Here is a 13,697-nt window from a genome sequence, read left to right as displayed (position 1 = left end):
TCCTCAGGTCGACCCTCAGCGTGCGAGTTCAGGTCGACCTGAAGTCAAGGGGCGCTCAGACCGAGACCTGGCGCAGGGCGTCTCTGGTCAGGTCGGCGAGGCTGCGGTAACCGTCGACGGCCATGATCAGGTCCGCCTCGGCGAGCAGCGCGCGCAGCACGTGCACGATGCCGTCGACGCCACCGAGCGCGAGACCGTACGCGTAGGGCCTGCCGATGCCGACCGCCGTCGCGCCGATGGCCAGCGCCTTGACGATGTGGTCGCCGCCGCGGACGCCGGAGTCGAAGAGCACCGGAAGGCCGTCGGCCGCGTCGACCACCTCGGCCAGCATGTCGAGGGCGGGCAGGCCGCCGTTGGCTTGGCGGCCGCCGTGGTTGGAGCAGTAGATGCCGTCCACGCCACCGTCTTTCGCGCGCCGCGCGTCGTCGGGATGGCAGATGCCCTTCACGATGAGCGGCAGCGTGGTGAGTTCGCGAAGCCACGGCAGGTCGGCCCAGGTGAGCGGATTGCCGAAGAGCTGAACCCAGCGCAGTACCGCGGCCTGCGGGTGCTGTTCCGGCGGGCCGGGCAGGCCGGCGCGGAACACCGGATCGGTGAAGTAGTTCGCCAGGCAGTGGCCGCGCAGCTGCGGGAAGTTCGAGACGCCGAGATCACGCGGGCGCCATCCGGTGACCCAGGTGTCGAGCGTGACGACGATGCCCTTGTAGCCCGCCTGCTCCGCACGCTTCACCAGACTGGCGGCCAGATCGCGGTCGGTGGGCGTGTACAACTGGAAAAACCCTGGCGTCTCGCCCATTTCGGCCGCCACCTGGTCGAGCGGGTCCACCGACAGCGTGGAGGCCACCATCGGGATGCCGGTGCGCGCCGCGGCGCGGGCGGTCGCCAGATCGCCGTGCCCGTCCTGGGCGCACAGCCCGATCACCCCGATCGGGGCGAGGAAGACCGGCGCGGGCAGCGTCATCCCGAACAGCTCCACCGACAGGTCGCGCTCGGACGCGCCGACGAACATCCGCGGCACCAGACCCCATCGGTCGAATGCGGTCACGTTGGCGCGCTGGGTGCGTTCGTCACCTGCCCCGCCCGCTACGTACGACCACACCGAAGGCGGCAGCGCCGCCTGTGCCTTGGCCTCCAGCTCGGCGAAGGACATGGGCAGCGTGGGCTGCACGCCGCCGAGCCCGCGCAGGTAGATCTCGTTCTGGTAATCGGCGAAGGCCATGGATTCGGTTGCCCTTTCGTCTCCGGCGCCGCACCGCGCCACCGGGAGAAAGCATGGGGCGCCATTCACTCGCGGCTACTAGAATGCAGGAATCCGGCACGATGGGAAGCGTGAATGCAGGATGACGCCGCACTACTGAGCGAAGACGAGCTCGCCTTGATCAACGCGCTGCAGCTGCGGCCGCGTGGTTCCTGGTCGGAGCTCGGCCACGCGCTCGGGGTCGATCCGGTGACCGTGGCCCGCCGCTGGCAACGGCTCACGCGGCACGGCGCGGCCTGGGTGAGTCCCTCGCCGGGGCCGCGGCTGCTGGACCAGATCACCGTCGCCTACGTCGAAATCGGCTGCACCGCCGACGCGGCGGCCGTGGTCAGCCGCAGCCTGTGCGAGCACTCGCACATGGTCACCGTGGAGCGTTGCGCGGGCACCTACAACCTGCTGGCCACCGTCGCGGCGCGCGATCTGGGCGCCATGTCGCACTACACACTGGACGTGCTGCCCGCCATCCCGCACGTCGCGGCGGTGCGGGCCAGGATCGTCACGCACATGTTCACCGAGGGCGGCCGCTGGCGCATCGACGCGCTCGCTCCTGACCAACGCGCCGAACTCGACGTTCCGCGTCCGCAGCCGACGGCGCCCGCGCGCGCGGTGAGCATCGACGACGCGGACCGGGCGCTGCTCGCCCAGCTCGCGCTGGACGGCCGGGCCTCGCACCAATCCTTGGCGACCGCGGTCGGCGCCAGCGCCTCGACCGTCAAGCGCAGGCTGGATCGGCTCACCCGGCTCGGACTACTCCAGTTCCGCTGCGATTTCGCGCGTCCGCTCGGCGGCTGGCCGGTCGCGGTGACGCTGTGGCTGGACGCGCCGCCGGATCGTCTCGCCGAGATCGGCGACGCGATCATCCGGCTCCCGCAGACGCGCAACTGCGCCGCCATCAGCGGCGGGCACAACCTGCTGATCCAGGCCAATCTGCACAGCCTGGCCGACATCCCGCGTTTCGAGGCCGGGCTCGCGACCGCGCACCCCGCCCTGCGCATCGCGGAACGCACCGTCACCCTGCGCCACGACAAGCTCTTCGGGCACATCCTCGACCCGCACGGTCGCAGCAGGCGCGTGGTGCGCGCCGACATCTGGAGCGAGCCCGCCTCGCTCGGGTGAATCGAGGTTCGGTGGCCGTTGAGCCTCAACCACTTCGGCCTCGACTTCGAGATCACGAAGGCGGTCACCCGCGCCAGGTGACCGTCTCGTGGCGCAGGGTCAGGCGGCCGCGGTGCGCAGGGCGAACCATCCGTTGGTCGGGTCCGCGAAGCCGTGGTAGACGAGGGGTGCGCGCTGGTCGAGGTCGAAGTGCCGGTAGATCGCCAGCATGGCCTGGCGGATGGAGTCGGGCTGGAAATCCTCGCTGCGGCGGAAGCCGATGCGGTGTTCGGGGAGCAGCGCCAGCCGGGTCACCTCGGCGCGGTCGCCGAGATCGAGTCCGAAGGGGTCTACGATCAGATGATCGTGCAGGATCGCGCGGAGGCGCTCGGGATCGGGCAGGTGCGCGGTGAAGGGGCGCAGTTCGGCGTGGATCTGCGGCTCGGGGCTGCCGGGCTCGGAGGGCGTCTCCAGCGACTCGACCAGCGGGATGTCGGGCCGCGGCGGCGCGCCGGGATCGTCGACGATCGCTTGTTCCAGCAGGTGCAGGATGTTCCCGCCCGGCATCAGCGGTTCGGAGACGAGGAAGAGGGTGACCGCGGGGCAGAGGCAACCGTGGCCGGTCAGGCAGATCTTCGCGTGCAGCGGGTAGGACATGCGTCCTCCTCCGGAAATGGGACGAACGATCAGCTAGGGGCGACGATGCCCAAGTCCGGGTGCCGATCGACGGAGCCCCGTGGTCTGTGTGATGGACGTCCGGGGCGATCGAATGTCAGCGTGTGCTCTTCGAGTCCTCACTGCATGGTAATCCGCGCCACCGGCCGGTGGCAGGGTTCGCAGGCGTCCGGGTGCTCCCTAGCTCGAGAGCCCCACCAGTCGCGCGCTGACCTCGTCCAGTTGCCGGGCGAGCGCGTCGTCCTGCGCGCGGCGCGACGGCGTCTTCAGTTCGTTGTTCTGGAAGTAGCGTCCACTGTGCCGCGCGGGTTCCGGCGCGGAGGCGAGATAGGTGAGCCTGCGCCCGCCCTCGGCGGCGGGAATCATGAACACGCGCTTGGCGACCGCCGCGAACGGCCTGCCCCACCACGGCATCGCATCCCAGATCCCGGTGGCCACCGCGCCGGGATGGAAGGCGTTGACGGTCACCCCGGTGCCCTCCAGCCGCCGCGCCAGCGCGCGGACGTACAGGATGTTGGCCAGCTTCGACTGGCTGTAGGCCTTCTCGCCGGAGTAGCTGCGGGCCAGGCTCAGATCGTCGAAGTCCAGGCTGGCGCCGTAATGCATGACCGACGAGGTGAACAGGATGCGCGCCGGGGCGCTGCGCCGCAGCAGGTCGAGCAGCAGCTCGGTGAGCAGGTAGCCGCCGAGGTGGTTGACCGCGAAGGTGGACTCGACCTCGTCGTCGGTCATCACACGGTCCGGGTAGTAACCGCCCGCGTTGTTGGCGAGCACGTCGAGGCGTTCGTAGGTCGCGAGCACCGCCGCGGCGAGTTCGCGCACCGCGGCCTGACTCGCGAAATCGCACACCAGCGTGTCCGCCCGTCCCGCGCCCGCCGCGCGGACCAGTCGTGCGGCGTGGTCGAGCTTCTCGGGATTGCGTCCGACGAGTATCAGGTGATCGCCTGCTTCGCCCAGTTGCCGCGCGGCTTCCAGACCGATACCCGACGTCGCCCCCGTGATCAGGATCGTCTTCATGAAACTCACACTGCCACAGCCGCATGTGGCGCGGGGGTCACCGCGCGGGTTCGGCCGCGTCGTCCGGTTCCTGCGGCGGCGCGCAGGCTTCGTCGATCTGCTCACCCACATAGCGCAGCACCACCGCGACGATGGCGGCGACCGGCACGGCGAGGAACGCGCCGACGATGCCGTACAGCGAGCCGCCCGCGGTTACGGCGAGCAGCACCACCACCGCGTGCAGCTGCATGCTGCGGCTCTGCAACACCGGTTGCAGCACATTGCCTTCCAGCTGCTGCACGGCCAGGATGATGCCGAGCACGATCAGTGCGGTGGTCAGGCCGTTGCCGACCAGCGCGACGAGCACCGCGAGCGCGCCCGCGACGAAGGCGCCGACGATCGGGATGAAGCCGCCGATGAACGTCAGCACGGCGAGCACCCCGGCCAGCGGCACGCCGAGGATCACCAGACCCGCGCCGATCAAGACCGCGTCGATCAGGCTGACCAGCGCCTGGGTGCGAATGAAACCGCCGAGGGTGATCCAGATCCGGCGCAGCACCTCCTCGAAGTGCATGCCGCCGCGGGTGCCGGTCACGTTGTGCAGCCAGGGCAGGAAGCGCGGCCCGTCCTTGATGAAGAAGAACGCGAGCACCAGCACCAGGAACAGCGTGACCAGCGCCGAGGTGGCGGTGGTGACGCCGCTGAAAACGCCGGTCGCGATCTGCTCGGCGCTGGACTGCAGCCGGGACACGATGGCGTCCACCGCGGAATCGAGCTGTTCGTCGCGGATGTTCAGCGGCGGGCCCTGCAACCATTTGCGGATCTGGTTGACGCCTTCGGTGGCCTTGTCGGCCAGCTCGGGGGCCTGGTCCACCACCGAGGGCACGATCAGCGCGATCACCCCGGCGAGCAGGCCGAGGAAGCCGAGCACCGAAAGCGTGGCGGCGAGCGCCGGCCGCAGCCCTATTTTGGTGAGCCACCTGGCGGGTGGCCACAGCACGGTCGCGACGACGACGGCCAGCGCCATCGGCAGGATCACCACCCACAGCCGCGCGACGATCCAGCCGAGCACCCAGGCTCCCGCGGCGATCGCGACGATGCACAGCGACCACTTCGCGAGCCAGAGCAGTCCGAGGCCGATCACGCCCCCGCGCTCCGGCAGCTCGAGCGCCTTCTTCTTGCCGGTGTCGGTCCCGGCGGTTGGCTTGTCTGGCTCGCTCACGACTTGCCTTCCATTCGCTCACGCTCGATCACCGGCTCAGTCTCGCACGAGGCGGCGGGCGGGGCCGATCACCGGCGGGTCGCGGTGGTTTCCCGTGCGATTCAGGGGTATCCGATCGACAGAGGAGGTGTGTGTCATGCCGAAGGAATGGACCGGCAAACAGGAACGGCAATACGAACACATCAAGGATTCCGCGCAGGACCGCGGCGCGAGTACCAAGCGCGCCAAGGAGATCGCGGCCCGCACCGTCAACAAGAATCGCGCGCAGGCCGGTCAGTCCAAGACCGCGAGCCGCTCGTCGCTCGAGGACAAGTCGCCGCAGCAGCGTGGCGGGCAGCGCTCGGGCCGCAGCGGGCCGAAGGGCCCGACCAGGGACCAGCTGTACAACGAGGCCAAGAAGCGCAACATCAAGGGCCGCTCCACGATGACGAAGAGGCAGCTGGAGAGCGCCCTCGGTCGCTAATCCGCCGCGCCGAGCAGCGCCGCCGCGGCCTGCTCGGCGAGATCGGCGGCGTGCGGCGGGATCCGTTGCCCGGCCCGCAGATACCGTCTGACCAGCGCGTAGGGCAGGTCGACGACGGCGAGCAGCACCCGGTCGGTCGCCGCGGCGCCGGTGTCGCCGGTGCGCGCGATCAGCTCGGTCATCGCGTCTTGGATCGCGGCATTGAGTAGCGCGGTGTCCTTGTGCGCCTGCCTGCTCCAGTCCCGCTCTCCCAATTCCCGTGCCCCCGCGAGCAGCACGGCCGCCTCGCGGGGGTTTCGGCGTGCCCAGTCGAGGGTCGCCCGCGCGCTGCGGCGGATCGCCTCCCCGGGATTCTCGATGGTCAGCACCGCGAGTAGTTCGTCGTGGAAGTGGCGCAGTGTGCGTGACCACAGTGCGGCGAGCAGCGCGGGGCGGTCCGGAAAGCGGTGGTAGACCGACCCACTCGGCGCGCCGACGGCTTTGGCCACCGCCGACATGGTGACGGCGGCGGGGCCGCCCGCGGCGAGGAGTTCCGCGGCCGCGTCCAGCAGCCGATCGGCGTCGTGTTTCGGCGGTCTTCCCATGTATTGGAGGATATGCTCTAATTCTGTTTTAGAGACAACTCTCTAAAATGGAGGTGGATCGGATGGTGGCCGCTGTGGCCGGTGCTGCTGCTCGCCGCCACCGCCGACTACTGGCGTCGCCACCGCCATTCCGCACCACGCCGGACTTCCGTACACGGCTGAAGAAGGAGCGAAAAACCATGGCCGTCATCAATATTCACGTTCGACACTTAGCCGCGTCGGCGGCCGAGGCAGGTCAGCTGCTCGACTCGCTGGCGAGCGAGAACGACCGGCTCTGGCCCGCCCCGGAGTGGCCGCCCATGCGCTTCGACCGCCCGCTGGGCGTCGGCGCGGCAGGCGGGCACGGTCCGGTCCGGTACACGGTGGAACAGTACGAACCCGGTCGATGGGTGCGCTTCCGATTCACCGGCCCGCGCGGTTTCGACGGTTTTCACGAACTCACTGTGCAGCCGACTCCCGACGGCGGCGTCGATCTGATCCACCTGCTCGCCATGCACGCCCGCGGCCCGGCCCGCCTGACCTGGCCGCTCGCCTATCGCTGGATGCACGACGCCTGCCTCGAGGACAGCTTCGACCGCGCCGAGCGTGCCCTCACCGGGTCGGTCCGGCGGCCCGCGCGCTGGAGCTTGCCGGTCCGCGGCCTTCGCTGGCTCGCCGATCGCGCCATGGGGCCTGATTCGCCGGAATCCGAGTCCGCCTCGGCGGCAACGGTTTCTACGGTGGGTTAGCCGACGCCGCTACTGCATCGCTTCGGCGATCTGGCGTGTCGGATCCCGAGTCTGCTTCGGCGGCAGCGGTTCCTGTTCGCCGGGTAGACGCCACGACTGCTGTTGCGGTGTGGCGATCTGGCGTGCCGGATCCCGAGTCCGACTCGGCGGCAACGGTTCCTGTTCACCGCGTAGACGCCACGACTGCTGTCTCGGTGCGGCGATCTGGCGTGCCGGATCCCGAGTCTGCTTCGGCGGCAGCGGTTCCTGTTCGCCGGGTAGACGCCACGACTGCTGTTGCGGTGCGGCGACCTCGCGTGCCGGAGTCCGAGCCTGCTTCGATTTCTACGTATCCGATAACTGACACGGCCGCTACTGGGGCTCGGCCGCCAGGGGCGCGGACTCGTTCGCGCAACGCCGAGCAAGGGATTCGAGGATTTCCGAGCACCCCGCGTCGATGGTCAGCGTGGCGAGATCGTCGCCGCGGGTTCTACCGCGGTTGACGATCACCACGGGCATGCCCTGTGCGACGGCTCGGCGGGCGAAGCGGAGGCCGGACATGACGGTGAGCGAGGATCCGGCGACCAGCAGGGCATCGGCGGCGTCGACCAGGTCGAAGGCGGCGGCGACGCGGTCCTTCGGGACGTTCTCGCCGAAGTAGACGATGTCCGGCTTGAGCATGCCGCCGCAGCGAGCGCAGTCGACCATGCGGAAGCTCTCGGTGTCGGCGACCACGGCGTCGGCGTCGGGCGCCACCTCGATGCCGGTGGCGGTGGCCGCCGCGGCGAAGCCGGGGTTGGCCGCTTCCAGCCGGTCGGCCAGCGTCATCCGGGAGATCAGCGCGGAACACCCGAGGCAGCGCACGCGGGCGTAGGTGCCGTGCAGGTCGATCACCCTGCGGTGGCCCGCCTTCGTGTGCAGCAGGTCGACGTTCTGGGTGATCAACCCGGTGACGACGCCGAGGCGTTCCAGCCGGGCGAGCGCGCGGTGCCCCGGATTGGGGCGGGCTGCGTCCATCCGGCGCCAGCCGATGTGGTTGCGCGCCCAATACCGTTGCCGGAAGGCGGCATCCCCGACGAACTGCTGGTAGGTCATGGGGTTGCGGGGCGGGGAATCGGGGCCGCGATAATCGGGAATGCCGCTGTCGGTGGAGATGCCCGCGCCGGTCAGCACCGCGACCCGGCGGTCGGCGAGCACCACGGCCAACCGCTCCAGCTCCGCATCGTGCGAGGTGCTGTGCGACATGGCTCGCATCGTAAGCGCTCTCGGCGGGAGCCCACCCTCGGCCCGCATACGGCGGGGGTCCGCCTCAGTCGTGGACGGTGATGCTCAACCGCGGCCGCTCGGTCTCGCCCGGCCCGGCGACCTGCTCCCACACCGCCTCGACCAGCGGCGCGAGCAGCAGTTCGCCGAGCTGGCGGATGAGGACCGAGACGACCTGTGTCGACTCGCGCCGGTCGGTGGAGGCCACGCCCGCCTCGCGCAGCCCGACCACTTCCTTGCGGGTCAGCTCGACCAGCGACTCGAGCAGCTCGATCCGCGTCTCGGAGGGCTCCAGCACCGCGCGCCGGACGTAGTTCACCACCGCGGGGTTGGCGGCGAGCATCCGCCGCACTGCCTCGTCCCGCGCGGCGGCGACCTCCGCGGTGGTGCCCGCCACCGGAACGGACGCGACCGCGTGCGCGAAATAGTCGACGATCAACTGGTCGACCGCCGCCTCCAGTCCTGCCTTCGTCTTGAAATGGTGCTGGACGAGCCCGAGCGTGACGCCCGCCTCGGCTGCCACCGCGCGCAACGACACCCGTTCCGCGCCGTACTGGGCGTAGAGGTCCATGGCCGCGTTCCTGATCCGCGCCTTCGCGGTCAGATCCTCGTTGGTCGCCCGCGGATCAACCATGTGCCCTCACCTCGTCGTGCCTGATTTCGGTGGCGGCGATTCTAGGCGAGTTTCGCGCACGGATCAGTTACGCGCCAGCAGCACAATGCCCGCGGTGATCAGGCCGAGAGCGATCGCCGCGATGCCGTATGTCAGGCGGTACGGACGCAGGAAACCCACCGCGCTGTCGACGGAGAAGCGGCCCGGACCGGCCAGCGCGATGGTGACGGCGGAGAAGATGATCAGCAGCTCGTACTCGATGCCCTTGGCGGAGAAGAATCCGCCGCCCCATTTGACGGCGGTCGCGTTGATCATCACGCCGAGGATGGAGGCCGCCGCCAGCGGCGTGAGCAGGCCGAGGGCGAGGGCGAGGCCGCCGAAGCCCTCGCAGATGCCCGCGAGGACCGCGGCTGCCTGGCTCGCCGGATAACCCTCCGATTCGAAGAACTTGGCGGTGCGGTCGAGCCCGGCGCCGTCGAACCAGCCGAAGAGCTTCTGCGCGCCGTGCGCGGCCATGGTCAGGCCGAGCGCCAAGCGCAGTACCAGCAGGCCGAGATCGGTGGGCAGCGTGCTCGCCGCCGCTGTCGCGGTCGGTGCTGTCGTGGTCGTCATGTCGGAGGTCCTCTCTGGGAAGGTTGGTTCAAATTTGAACAACAACGCTAGGGTGGCGGGGTGGACGAACCGAACTGGCTCGACGACGGCGAGATGCGCGCGTGGCACGGATTCCTGGCGGCGGGCGCCCTGGTCAACCGCGAGATCGAGCAGCATCTCAAGCGGGAGGGGCTGTCGCACACGCAGTACGAGACGCTGGTCCGGCTGGCCGCCGCGCCGGACGGCGAACTGCGCATGACCGACCTCGCCGACGCGCTCTTCACGTCCAAGAGCGGCCTCACCTACCAGGTCGCTCAGCTGGAAAAGGCCGGATTCGTCCGCCGCGCGGCAGCCCCGTGTGACGAACGCGGCGTGGTCGCCGTGCTCACCGCAGCGGGACGGCACCGGTTGGAGCAGGTTGCTCCAGGACACGTCGCCACCGTACGCCGAGCGCTGCTCGATGTCCTGACTCCGGCCCAACAGCGGGCGATTGCCGAGGGCCTCGGCGCGGTCGCGCAGCGCCTGACCGCACGCTGAGGACACAACGACAAGTGGGCGGGTCCTACGGACCCGCCCACTTGTGCGTCAGCGATCAGTCGCCGCGCTGGTACGCCTTCTGGCGCGCCTCGTCGACGCCGGCTTCCGCCCGCGCCTTCTCGGCGGCGGCCTCCTTCTCGGCGGCCTCACGCTGCGATTCGGCCTTGTCCTGCTGGACGCGGCCTTCCTTTTCCATGTTCTCGTTGCCGGTGACGATGCCCGCGGCCTCCTTCGCCTTGCCCTTGGCGTCTTCGACGACGCCCTTGACACCTTCGCGGGGACCGCTTTCGTGCTTCGACACGATGTCTACCTCCGAATATCGGTTACGGCTGACAGTGGTCGCATACCCGGTCTCCCTGCTCTCAATCGGTGCGGCTCAAGCCCGCCACAATCGATCGCCCGCGCGGGACAGGACGATGTTGGGGATCACCGCGTTGCGCGAGAGCCGGATCACGGCGAGTGCCATCTCCGCGATGTCGCCGGTGCCGAGCATGGCCGAGGGGTCCAGTTCGTCGCGCTTCCACGCCGTCATGTCGGTGTCGACATAGCCGGGCGAGATGGCCGTGGCGCTCACGCCGTTGCCCGACTCCTCGAGCGAGACGGTTTCGCACAAGGAGATGAGCGCGGCCTTGGTGGCGCCGTAGGCGGCCAGTCCCGCCTCACCCGCGACGCCGGTGATGGAGGCGAGCGCGACGATCTTCGCGCCGCGAGCGGGGTCGTCGGCGGCGCTCTTGCGCAGCAGCGGCAGCGCCGCCTGGATCAGGGTGATCGGCGCGCGGAAATTGACGTCCAGCATGCGCTCGTAGGTCTTGGCGGGCATGTCCGCCACCCGGCCCGCGGTCCCGGTGCTCGCGCTGAGCACCAGGGCGTTGAGTCCGCCGAACCGATCCGCGTGCGCCTGCACCAGGTTTCGCACCTGATCCAGGTCGTTCATCTGTGCCACAACGGGATTCACCTCGACGCCGGATTCGTCGTGCAGACGCCGCGCGGTCTCGGCCAGGGTATCGGCATTCCTGGCGGCGAGGGTCAGGTGATACCCCTCGCCCGCAAGGCGCCGGGCGATTTCGGCGCCGATGCCACGGGACCCGCCGGTGACCAGAGCGCTGCGCGTCGTCGTGCTCATCGGTGCGTCTTGTCGATGGTGTGGAAGAAGGAGATCGTCATCAGAGGCGCTCGACGATGGTCGCGTTGGCCAGGCCGCCCGCCTCGCACATGGTCATCAGGCCGTAGCGGCCCTCGGTCTGCTCGAGGTGGTTGACCAGGGTGGCCAGGATCCGGGTGCCGGACGCTCCGAGGGGGTGGCCGAGCGCGATCGCGCCGCCGCGCGGGTTCAGCTTGCCTGCGTCGGCGCCGATTTCGTGCTGCCAGACCAGCGGCACCGGCGCGAACGCCTCGTTCACCTCGTAGGCGTCGATGTCGTCGATGCTCAGTCCGGCGCGGCCGAGGACCTTGCGGGTGGCCGGGACGACGGCGGTGAGCATGAGCAGCGGATCGTCACCGAGGACGGCGAACGAGTGGAATCGGGCGCGCGGGCGCAGGCCCAGCTTGGCGGCGGCCTCCTCGCTCATGATCAGCGCGGCCGAGGCGCCGTCGGTGAGCGGCGAGGAGTTGCCCGGGGTGATCGACCACTCGATCTCGGGGAATCGCGCCTTGTACTGCTCGTCGACGAAGGCGGGACGCAGCCCCGCCAGGCCCTCGGCGGTGGTGGTGGCGCGGATGGTCTCGTCGGCGGTCAGCGTGCCTGCCGCCACCAGTTCGCGGTCGAACCCGCCCGCGGCGGCGGTCTCGGCCGCCAGCCGGTGCGAGCGTGCCGCGAACTCGTCGAGCGCGGCGCGGTCGAACTTCCACCGCGCCGCGATCACCTCCGCCGAAATGCCCTGCTGGACAAGACCTTCCGGGTAGCGATGGGCAATGGGCCCGCGGTTGGCGTCCTTGCCCTGCGCATTGGAGAACATCGGCGCCCTGCTCATCGACTCCACGCCGCAGGCGATGGCGATGTCGTAGGCCCCGGCGATGACGCCCTGCGCGGCGAAATGCGCGGCCTGCTGCGAGGAGCCGCACTGGCGGTCCACGGTGGTGGCGGGCACCGACTCGGGGAAGCCCGCGGCGAGGACGGCGGTGCGCGAGATGTTGAACGCCTGCTCCCCGGCCTGGGTGACGCAACCGCCCACCACGTCGTCGACCAGCGCCGGGTCCAGATCGTTGCGGGAGACGAGCTCGGCGAGCACGCCCGCGAGCAGCGTCGCCGGATGCACCTCCGACAGACCTCCGCCGGCCTTGCCCTTGCCCGAGGGGGTGCGGACGACGTCCACGATGACGGCGGACCTCATAGCTGTCTCCGATCGATTAAGTTAACTCATATTCTCGACTAAGTTAACACGGATTCACCTCGGTGCGGAACAGTAAAGGCCGACGCGCGTGCTCGGCGGCCGCGGGAGTTCGGCGGATCGGCGAGACCGCCCGTAGCATCGTGCTACACAGATCCGGTGGCCGGCGGGGTGGTGGGCCGCATCGACATGACGAGGTGTTCATGGACAGCTGGCCGGTCACCGTCGCGCTTCCGATGGTTCTGGCGCTCATCATGTTCGGGCTCGGGCTCGCGCTGACGATGGACGATTTCACCAGGGTGGTGCGGTATCCGCGCGCGGTGATCGTGGCGCTGAGCTGTCAGCTCGTTGCGCTGCCAGCGCTGGCCTTCGGGCTGGTCGTCGCGGTGGGTCTGGCCCCGGAGCTCGCCGTGGGCGTGATGCTGCTGATGGCCTCGCCCGGCGGGGCGACGGCGAACCTGCTCAGCCATCTGTTCCGCGGCGATGTCGCGCTGAATGTGACGCTCACCGCGGTGAATTCGGTGCTCGCCGTGGTCACCCTTCCGCTGGTCACCAACCTCGCACTCGGCTATTTCGCGCCGCCCGGCGCCGACGGCATCGGCCTGCAGTTCGGCAAGGTGGCCCAGGTCTTCGCGTTGGTGCTGATTCCGATCACCGCGGGCATGGCGACCAGGCGGCTGCGACCCGGTTTCGCCGACCGCATGGATCGGCCGGTGCGGATGATCTCGGTGGGATTCCTCGCGGTGGTCACGCTCGCGGCGCTGGCGGCCGAGCGGGACAGCGTGCTCGACTACCTCGCGGCGGTCGGTCTGGTGGTCGCGCTGCTGTGCGTGGCGAGCCTGGGTATCGGTTACTTCGTGCCCAAGGCCTTCGGCGTCGCGCGCACCCAGGCCATCGCGTGCTCGATGGAGGTCGGCATCCACAACAGCACGCTGGCGATGACGGTCGCCATCAGCGTGCTCGGCGATATTCGGATGGCGGTGCCCGCGGGCGTCTACGGCATCGTCATGCTGCCCATCGCCTTTCTGGCGGGCACGGCGATCAGCCGCAGGATCCGGCGGGACGAGGCCGCCGAGCCCGTGGCGGCCACGAGCGCCGCGCGCGAATGAGTGCGGCTCAGCCGCGAGAACCCGAGACCTCCAGCTCCCGGACGCCCGGCGGCGCGGCCGCCTCCGCGCCGGTCACCTCCAGCCGGACATACCGTGCGGACACCGGTTCGGTGAGCGTCCCGGTCGCGGGATCGGCGGCGACGGCGGACCACGCTCGCCCGTCCTCGGACACCGCGACCGACGAAGCCGCGGGCGCGGGCTCGCCCCAGCGAGGCGCCACCCGCTCGATGCGCACCGAGCGGCCGAGGTCGACCGTG

General features: G+C 69.9%; 17 protein-coding genes. 5 read left to right on the top strand and 12 right to left on the bottom strand.

Features of this window, described 5'->3' with window-relative positions; translation table 11 throughout:
* Positions 1-55: 55 nt before the first annotated feature.
* Entirely contained in the window at positions 56-1,219 is a 1,164-nt protein-coding gene (locus tag NL1_RS06420; RefSeq protein ID WP_067835366.1) for an alpha-hydroxy-acid oxidizing protein, read from the bottom strand.
* 114 nt (positions 1,220-1,333) lie between these two features.
* Here NL1_RS06420 and NL1_RS06415 point away from each other — a divergent pair, with 114 nt between their 5' ends.
* Positions 1,334-2,374: an Lrp/AsnC family transcriptional regulator gene (locus tag NL1_RS06415; RefSeq protein WP_067835364.1), complete on the top strand. Its 1,041-nt coding sequence runs from the start codon at positions 1,334-1,336 to the stop codon at positions 2,372-2,374.
* Between the two features lie 99 nt (positions 2,375-2,473).
* Here the strand turns inward: NL1_RS06415 and NL1_RS06410 are convergent, their stop codons facing one another.
* The 3 genes from NL1_RS06410 to NL1_RS06400 all read right to left on the bottom strand — a co-directional run bounded on the left by NL1_RS06410 (position 2,474) and on the right by NL1_RS06400 (position 5,246).
* Positions 2,474-3,010, bottom strand: coding sequence for a hypothetical protein (locus NL1_RS06410; RefSeq protein WP_067835362.1), 537 nt, complete (start codon positions 3,008-3,010; stop codon positions 2,474-2,476).
* 198 nt (positions 3,011-3,208) lie between these two features.
* Positions 3,209-4,045, bottom strand: a complete 837-nt coding sequence (locus NL1_RS06405) for an SDR family NAD(P)-dependent oxidoreductase (RefSeq protein ID WP_067835360.1) — start codon at positions 4,043-4,045, stop codon at positions 3,209-3,211.
* 37 nt (positions 4,046-4,082) lie between these two features.
* Positions 4,083-5,246, bottom strand: a complete 1,164-nt coding sequence (locus NL1_RS06400) for an AI-2E family transporter (RefSeq protein WP_067835358.1) — start codon at positions 5,244-5,246, stop codon at positions 4,083-4,085.
* A 136-nt stretch (positions 5,247-5,382) separates the two neighbouring features.
* Here NL1_RS06400 and NL1_RS06395 point away from each other — a divergent pair, with 136 nt between their 5' ends.
* On the top strand, positions 5,383-5,709 hold the full coding sequence (locus NL1_RS06395) for a plasmid stabilization protein (RefSeq protein WP_067835356.1): 327 nt from the start codon (positions 5,383-5,385) through the stop codon (positions 5,707-5,709).
* Here NL1_RS06395 and NL1_RS06390 read toward each other — a convergent pair.
* Positions 5,706-6,293 (bottom strand): TetR/AcrR family transcriptional regulator, encoded by a 588-nt coding sequence (locus tag NL1_RS06390; protein WP_067835354.1) that lies wholly within the window; start codon positions 6,291-6,293, stop codon positions 5,706-5,708. The two genes, NL1_RS06395 and NL1_RS06390, sit on opposite strands and share 4 nt — an antisense overlap.
* A 179-nt stretch (positions 6,294-6,472) precedes the next feature.
* Between NL1_RS06390 and NL1_RS06385 the strand changes: the two genes are divergently transcribed.
* Positions 6,473-7,021, top strand: coding sequence for a hypothetical protein (locus tag NL1_RS06385; protein WP_067835352.1), 549 nt, complete (start codon positions 6,473-6,475; stop codon positions 7,019-7,021).
* Between the two features lie 351 nt (positions 7,022-7,372).
* On the opposite strand, the gene NL1_RS06380 is transcribed toward NL1_RS06385, so the two are convergent.
* The 3 genes from NL1_RS06380 to NL1_RS06370 form a co-directional block, all read right to left on the bottom strand.
* A complete protein-coding gene (locus NL1_RS06380) occupies positions 7,373-8,245 on the bottom strand; it encodes an NAD-dependent protein deacetylase (RefSeq protein ID WP_067835350.1) in 873 nt (290 codons plus the stop codon).
* A 64-nt stretch (positions 8,246-8,309) separates the two neighbouring features.
* On the bottom strand, positions 8,310-8,897 hold the full coding sequence (locus NL1_RS06375; protein WP_067835347.1) for a TetR/AcrR family transcriptional regulator: 588 nt from the start codon (positions 8,895-8,897) through the stop codon (positions 8,310-8,312).
* A gap of 63 nt (positions 8,898-8,960) precedes the next feature.
* A complete protein-coding gene (locus NL1_RS06370) occupies positions 8,961-9,488 on the bottom strand; it encodes a DoxX family protein (RefSeq protein WP_067835345.1) in 528 nt (175 codons plus the stop codon).
* Between the two features lie 60 nt (positions 9,489-9,548).
* Here NL1_RS06370 and NL1_RS06365 point away from each other — a divergent pair, with 60 nt between their 5' ends.
* On the top strand, positions 9,549-10,004 hold the full coding sequence (locus NL1_RS06365; RefSeq protein WP_067835343.1) for a MarR family winged helix-turn-helix transcriptional regulator: 456 nt from the start codon (positions 9,549-9,551) through the stop codon (positions 10,002-10,004).
* 55 nt (positions 10,005-10,059) lie between these two features.
* Here NL1_RS06365 and mbp1 read toward each other — a convergent pair whose 3' ends face one another.
* The 3 genes from mbp1 to NL1_RS06350 form a co-directional block, all read right to left on the bottom strand.
* Complete coding sequence (mbp1, locus tag NL1_RS06360) at positions 10,060-10,305, bottom strand: microaggregate-binding protein 1 (protein ID WP_067835341.1); 246 nt, start codon at positions 10,303-10,305, stop codon at positions 10,060-10,062.
* 75 nt (positions 10,306-10,380) lie between these two features.
* Positions 10,381-11,127, bottom strand: coding sequence for an SDR family NAD(P)-dependent oxidoreductase (locus NL1_RS06355; protein ID WP_067835339.1), 747 nt, complete (start codon positions 11,125-11,127; stop codon positions 10,381-10,383).
* A 40-nt stretch (positions 11,128-11,167) separates the two neighbouring features.
* Complete coding sequence (locus NL1_RS06350; protein ID WP_067835337.1) at positions 11,168-12,334, bottom strand: thiolase family protein; 1,167 nt, start codon at positions 12,332-12,334, stop codon at positions 11,168-11,170.
* Between the two features lie 200 nt (positions 12,335-12,534).
* Here NL1_RS06350 and NL1_RS06345 point away from each other — a divergent pair, with 200 nt between their 5' ends.
* Entirely contained in the window at positions 12,535-13,440 is a 906-nt protein-coding gene (locus NL1_RS06345; RefSeq protein ID WP_067835335.1) for a bile acid:sodium symporter family protein, read from the top strand.
* A gap of 7 nt (positions 13,441-13,447) precedes the next feature.
* On the opposite strand, the gene NL1_RS06340 is transcribed toward NL1_RS06345, so the two are convergent.
* On the bottom strand, positions 13,448-13,697 hold a 250-nt coding region (locus tag NL1_RS06340), incomplete at its 5' end, for a discoidin domain-containing protein (RefSeq protein ID WP_156094690.1).

Source organism: Nocardia lijiangensis NBRC 108240 (genome assembly GCF_001613045.1).
GTDB classification, from domain to species: domain Bacteria; phylum Actinomycetota; class Actinomycetes; order Mycobacteriales; family Mycobacteriaceae; genus Nocardia; species Nocardia lijiangensis.
Note: the sequence above shows the minus strand (reverse complement) of the source record. Positions and strands in the feature narration are given on the sequence as shown.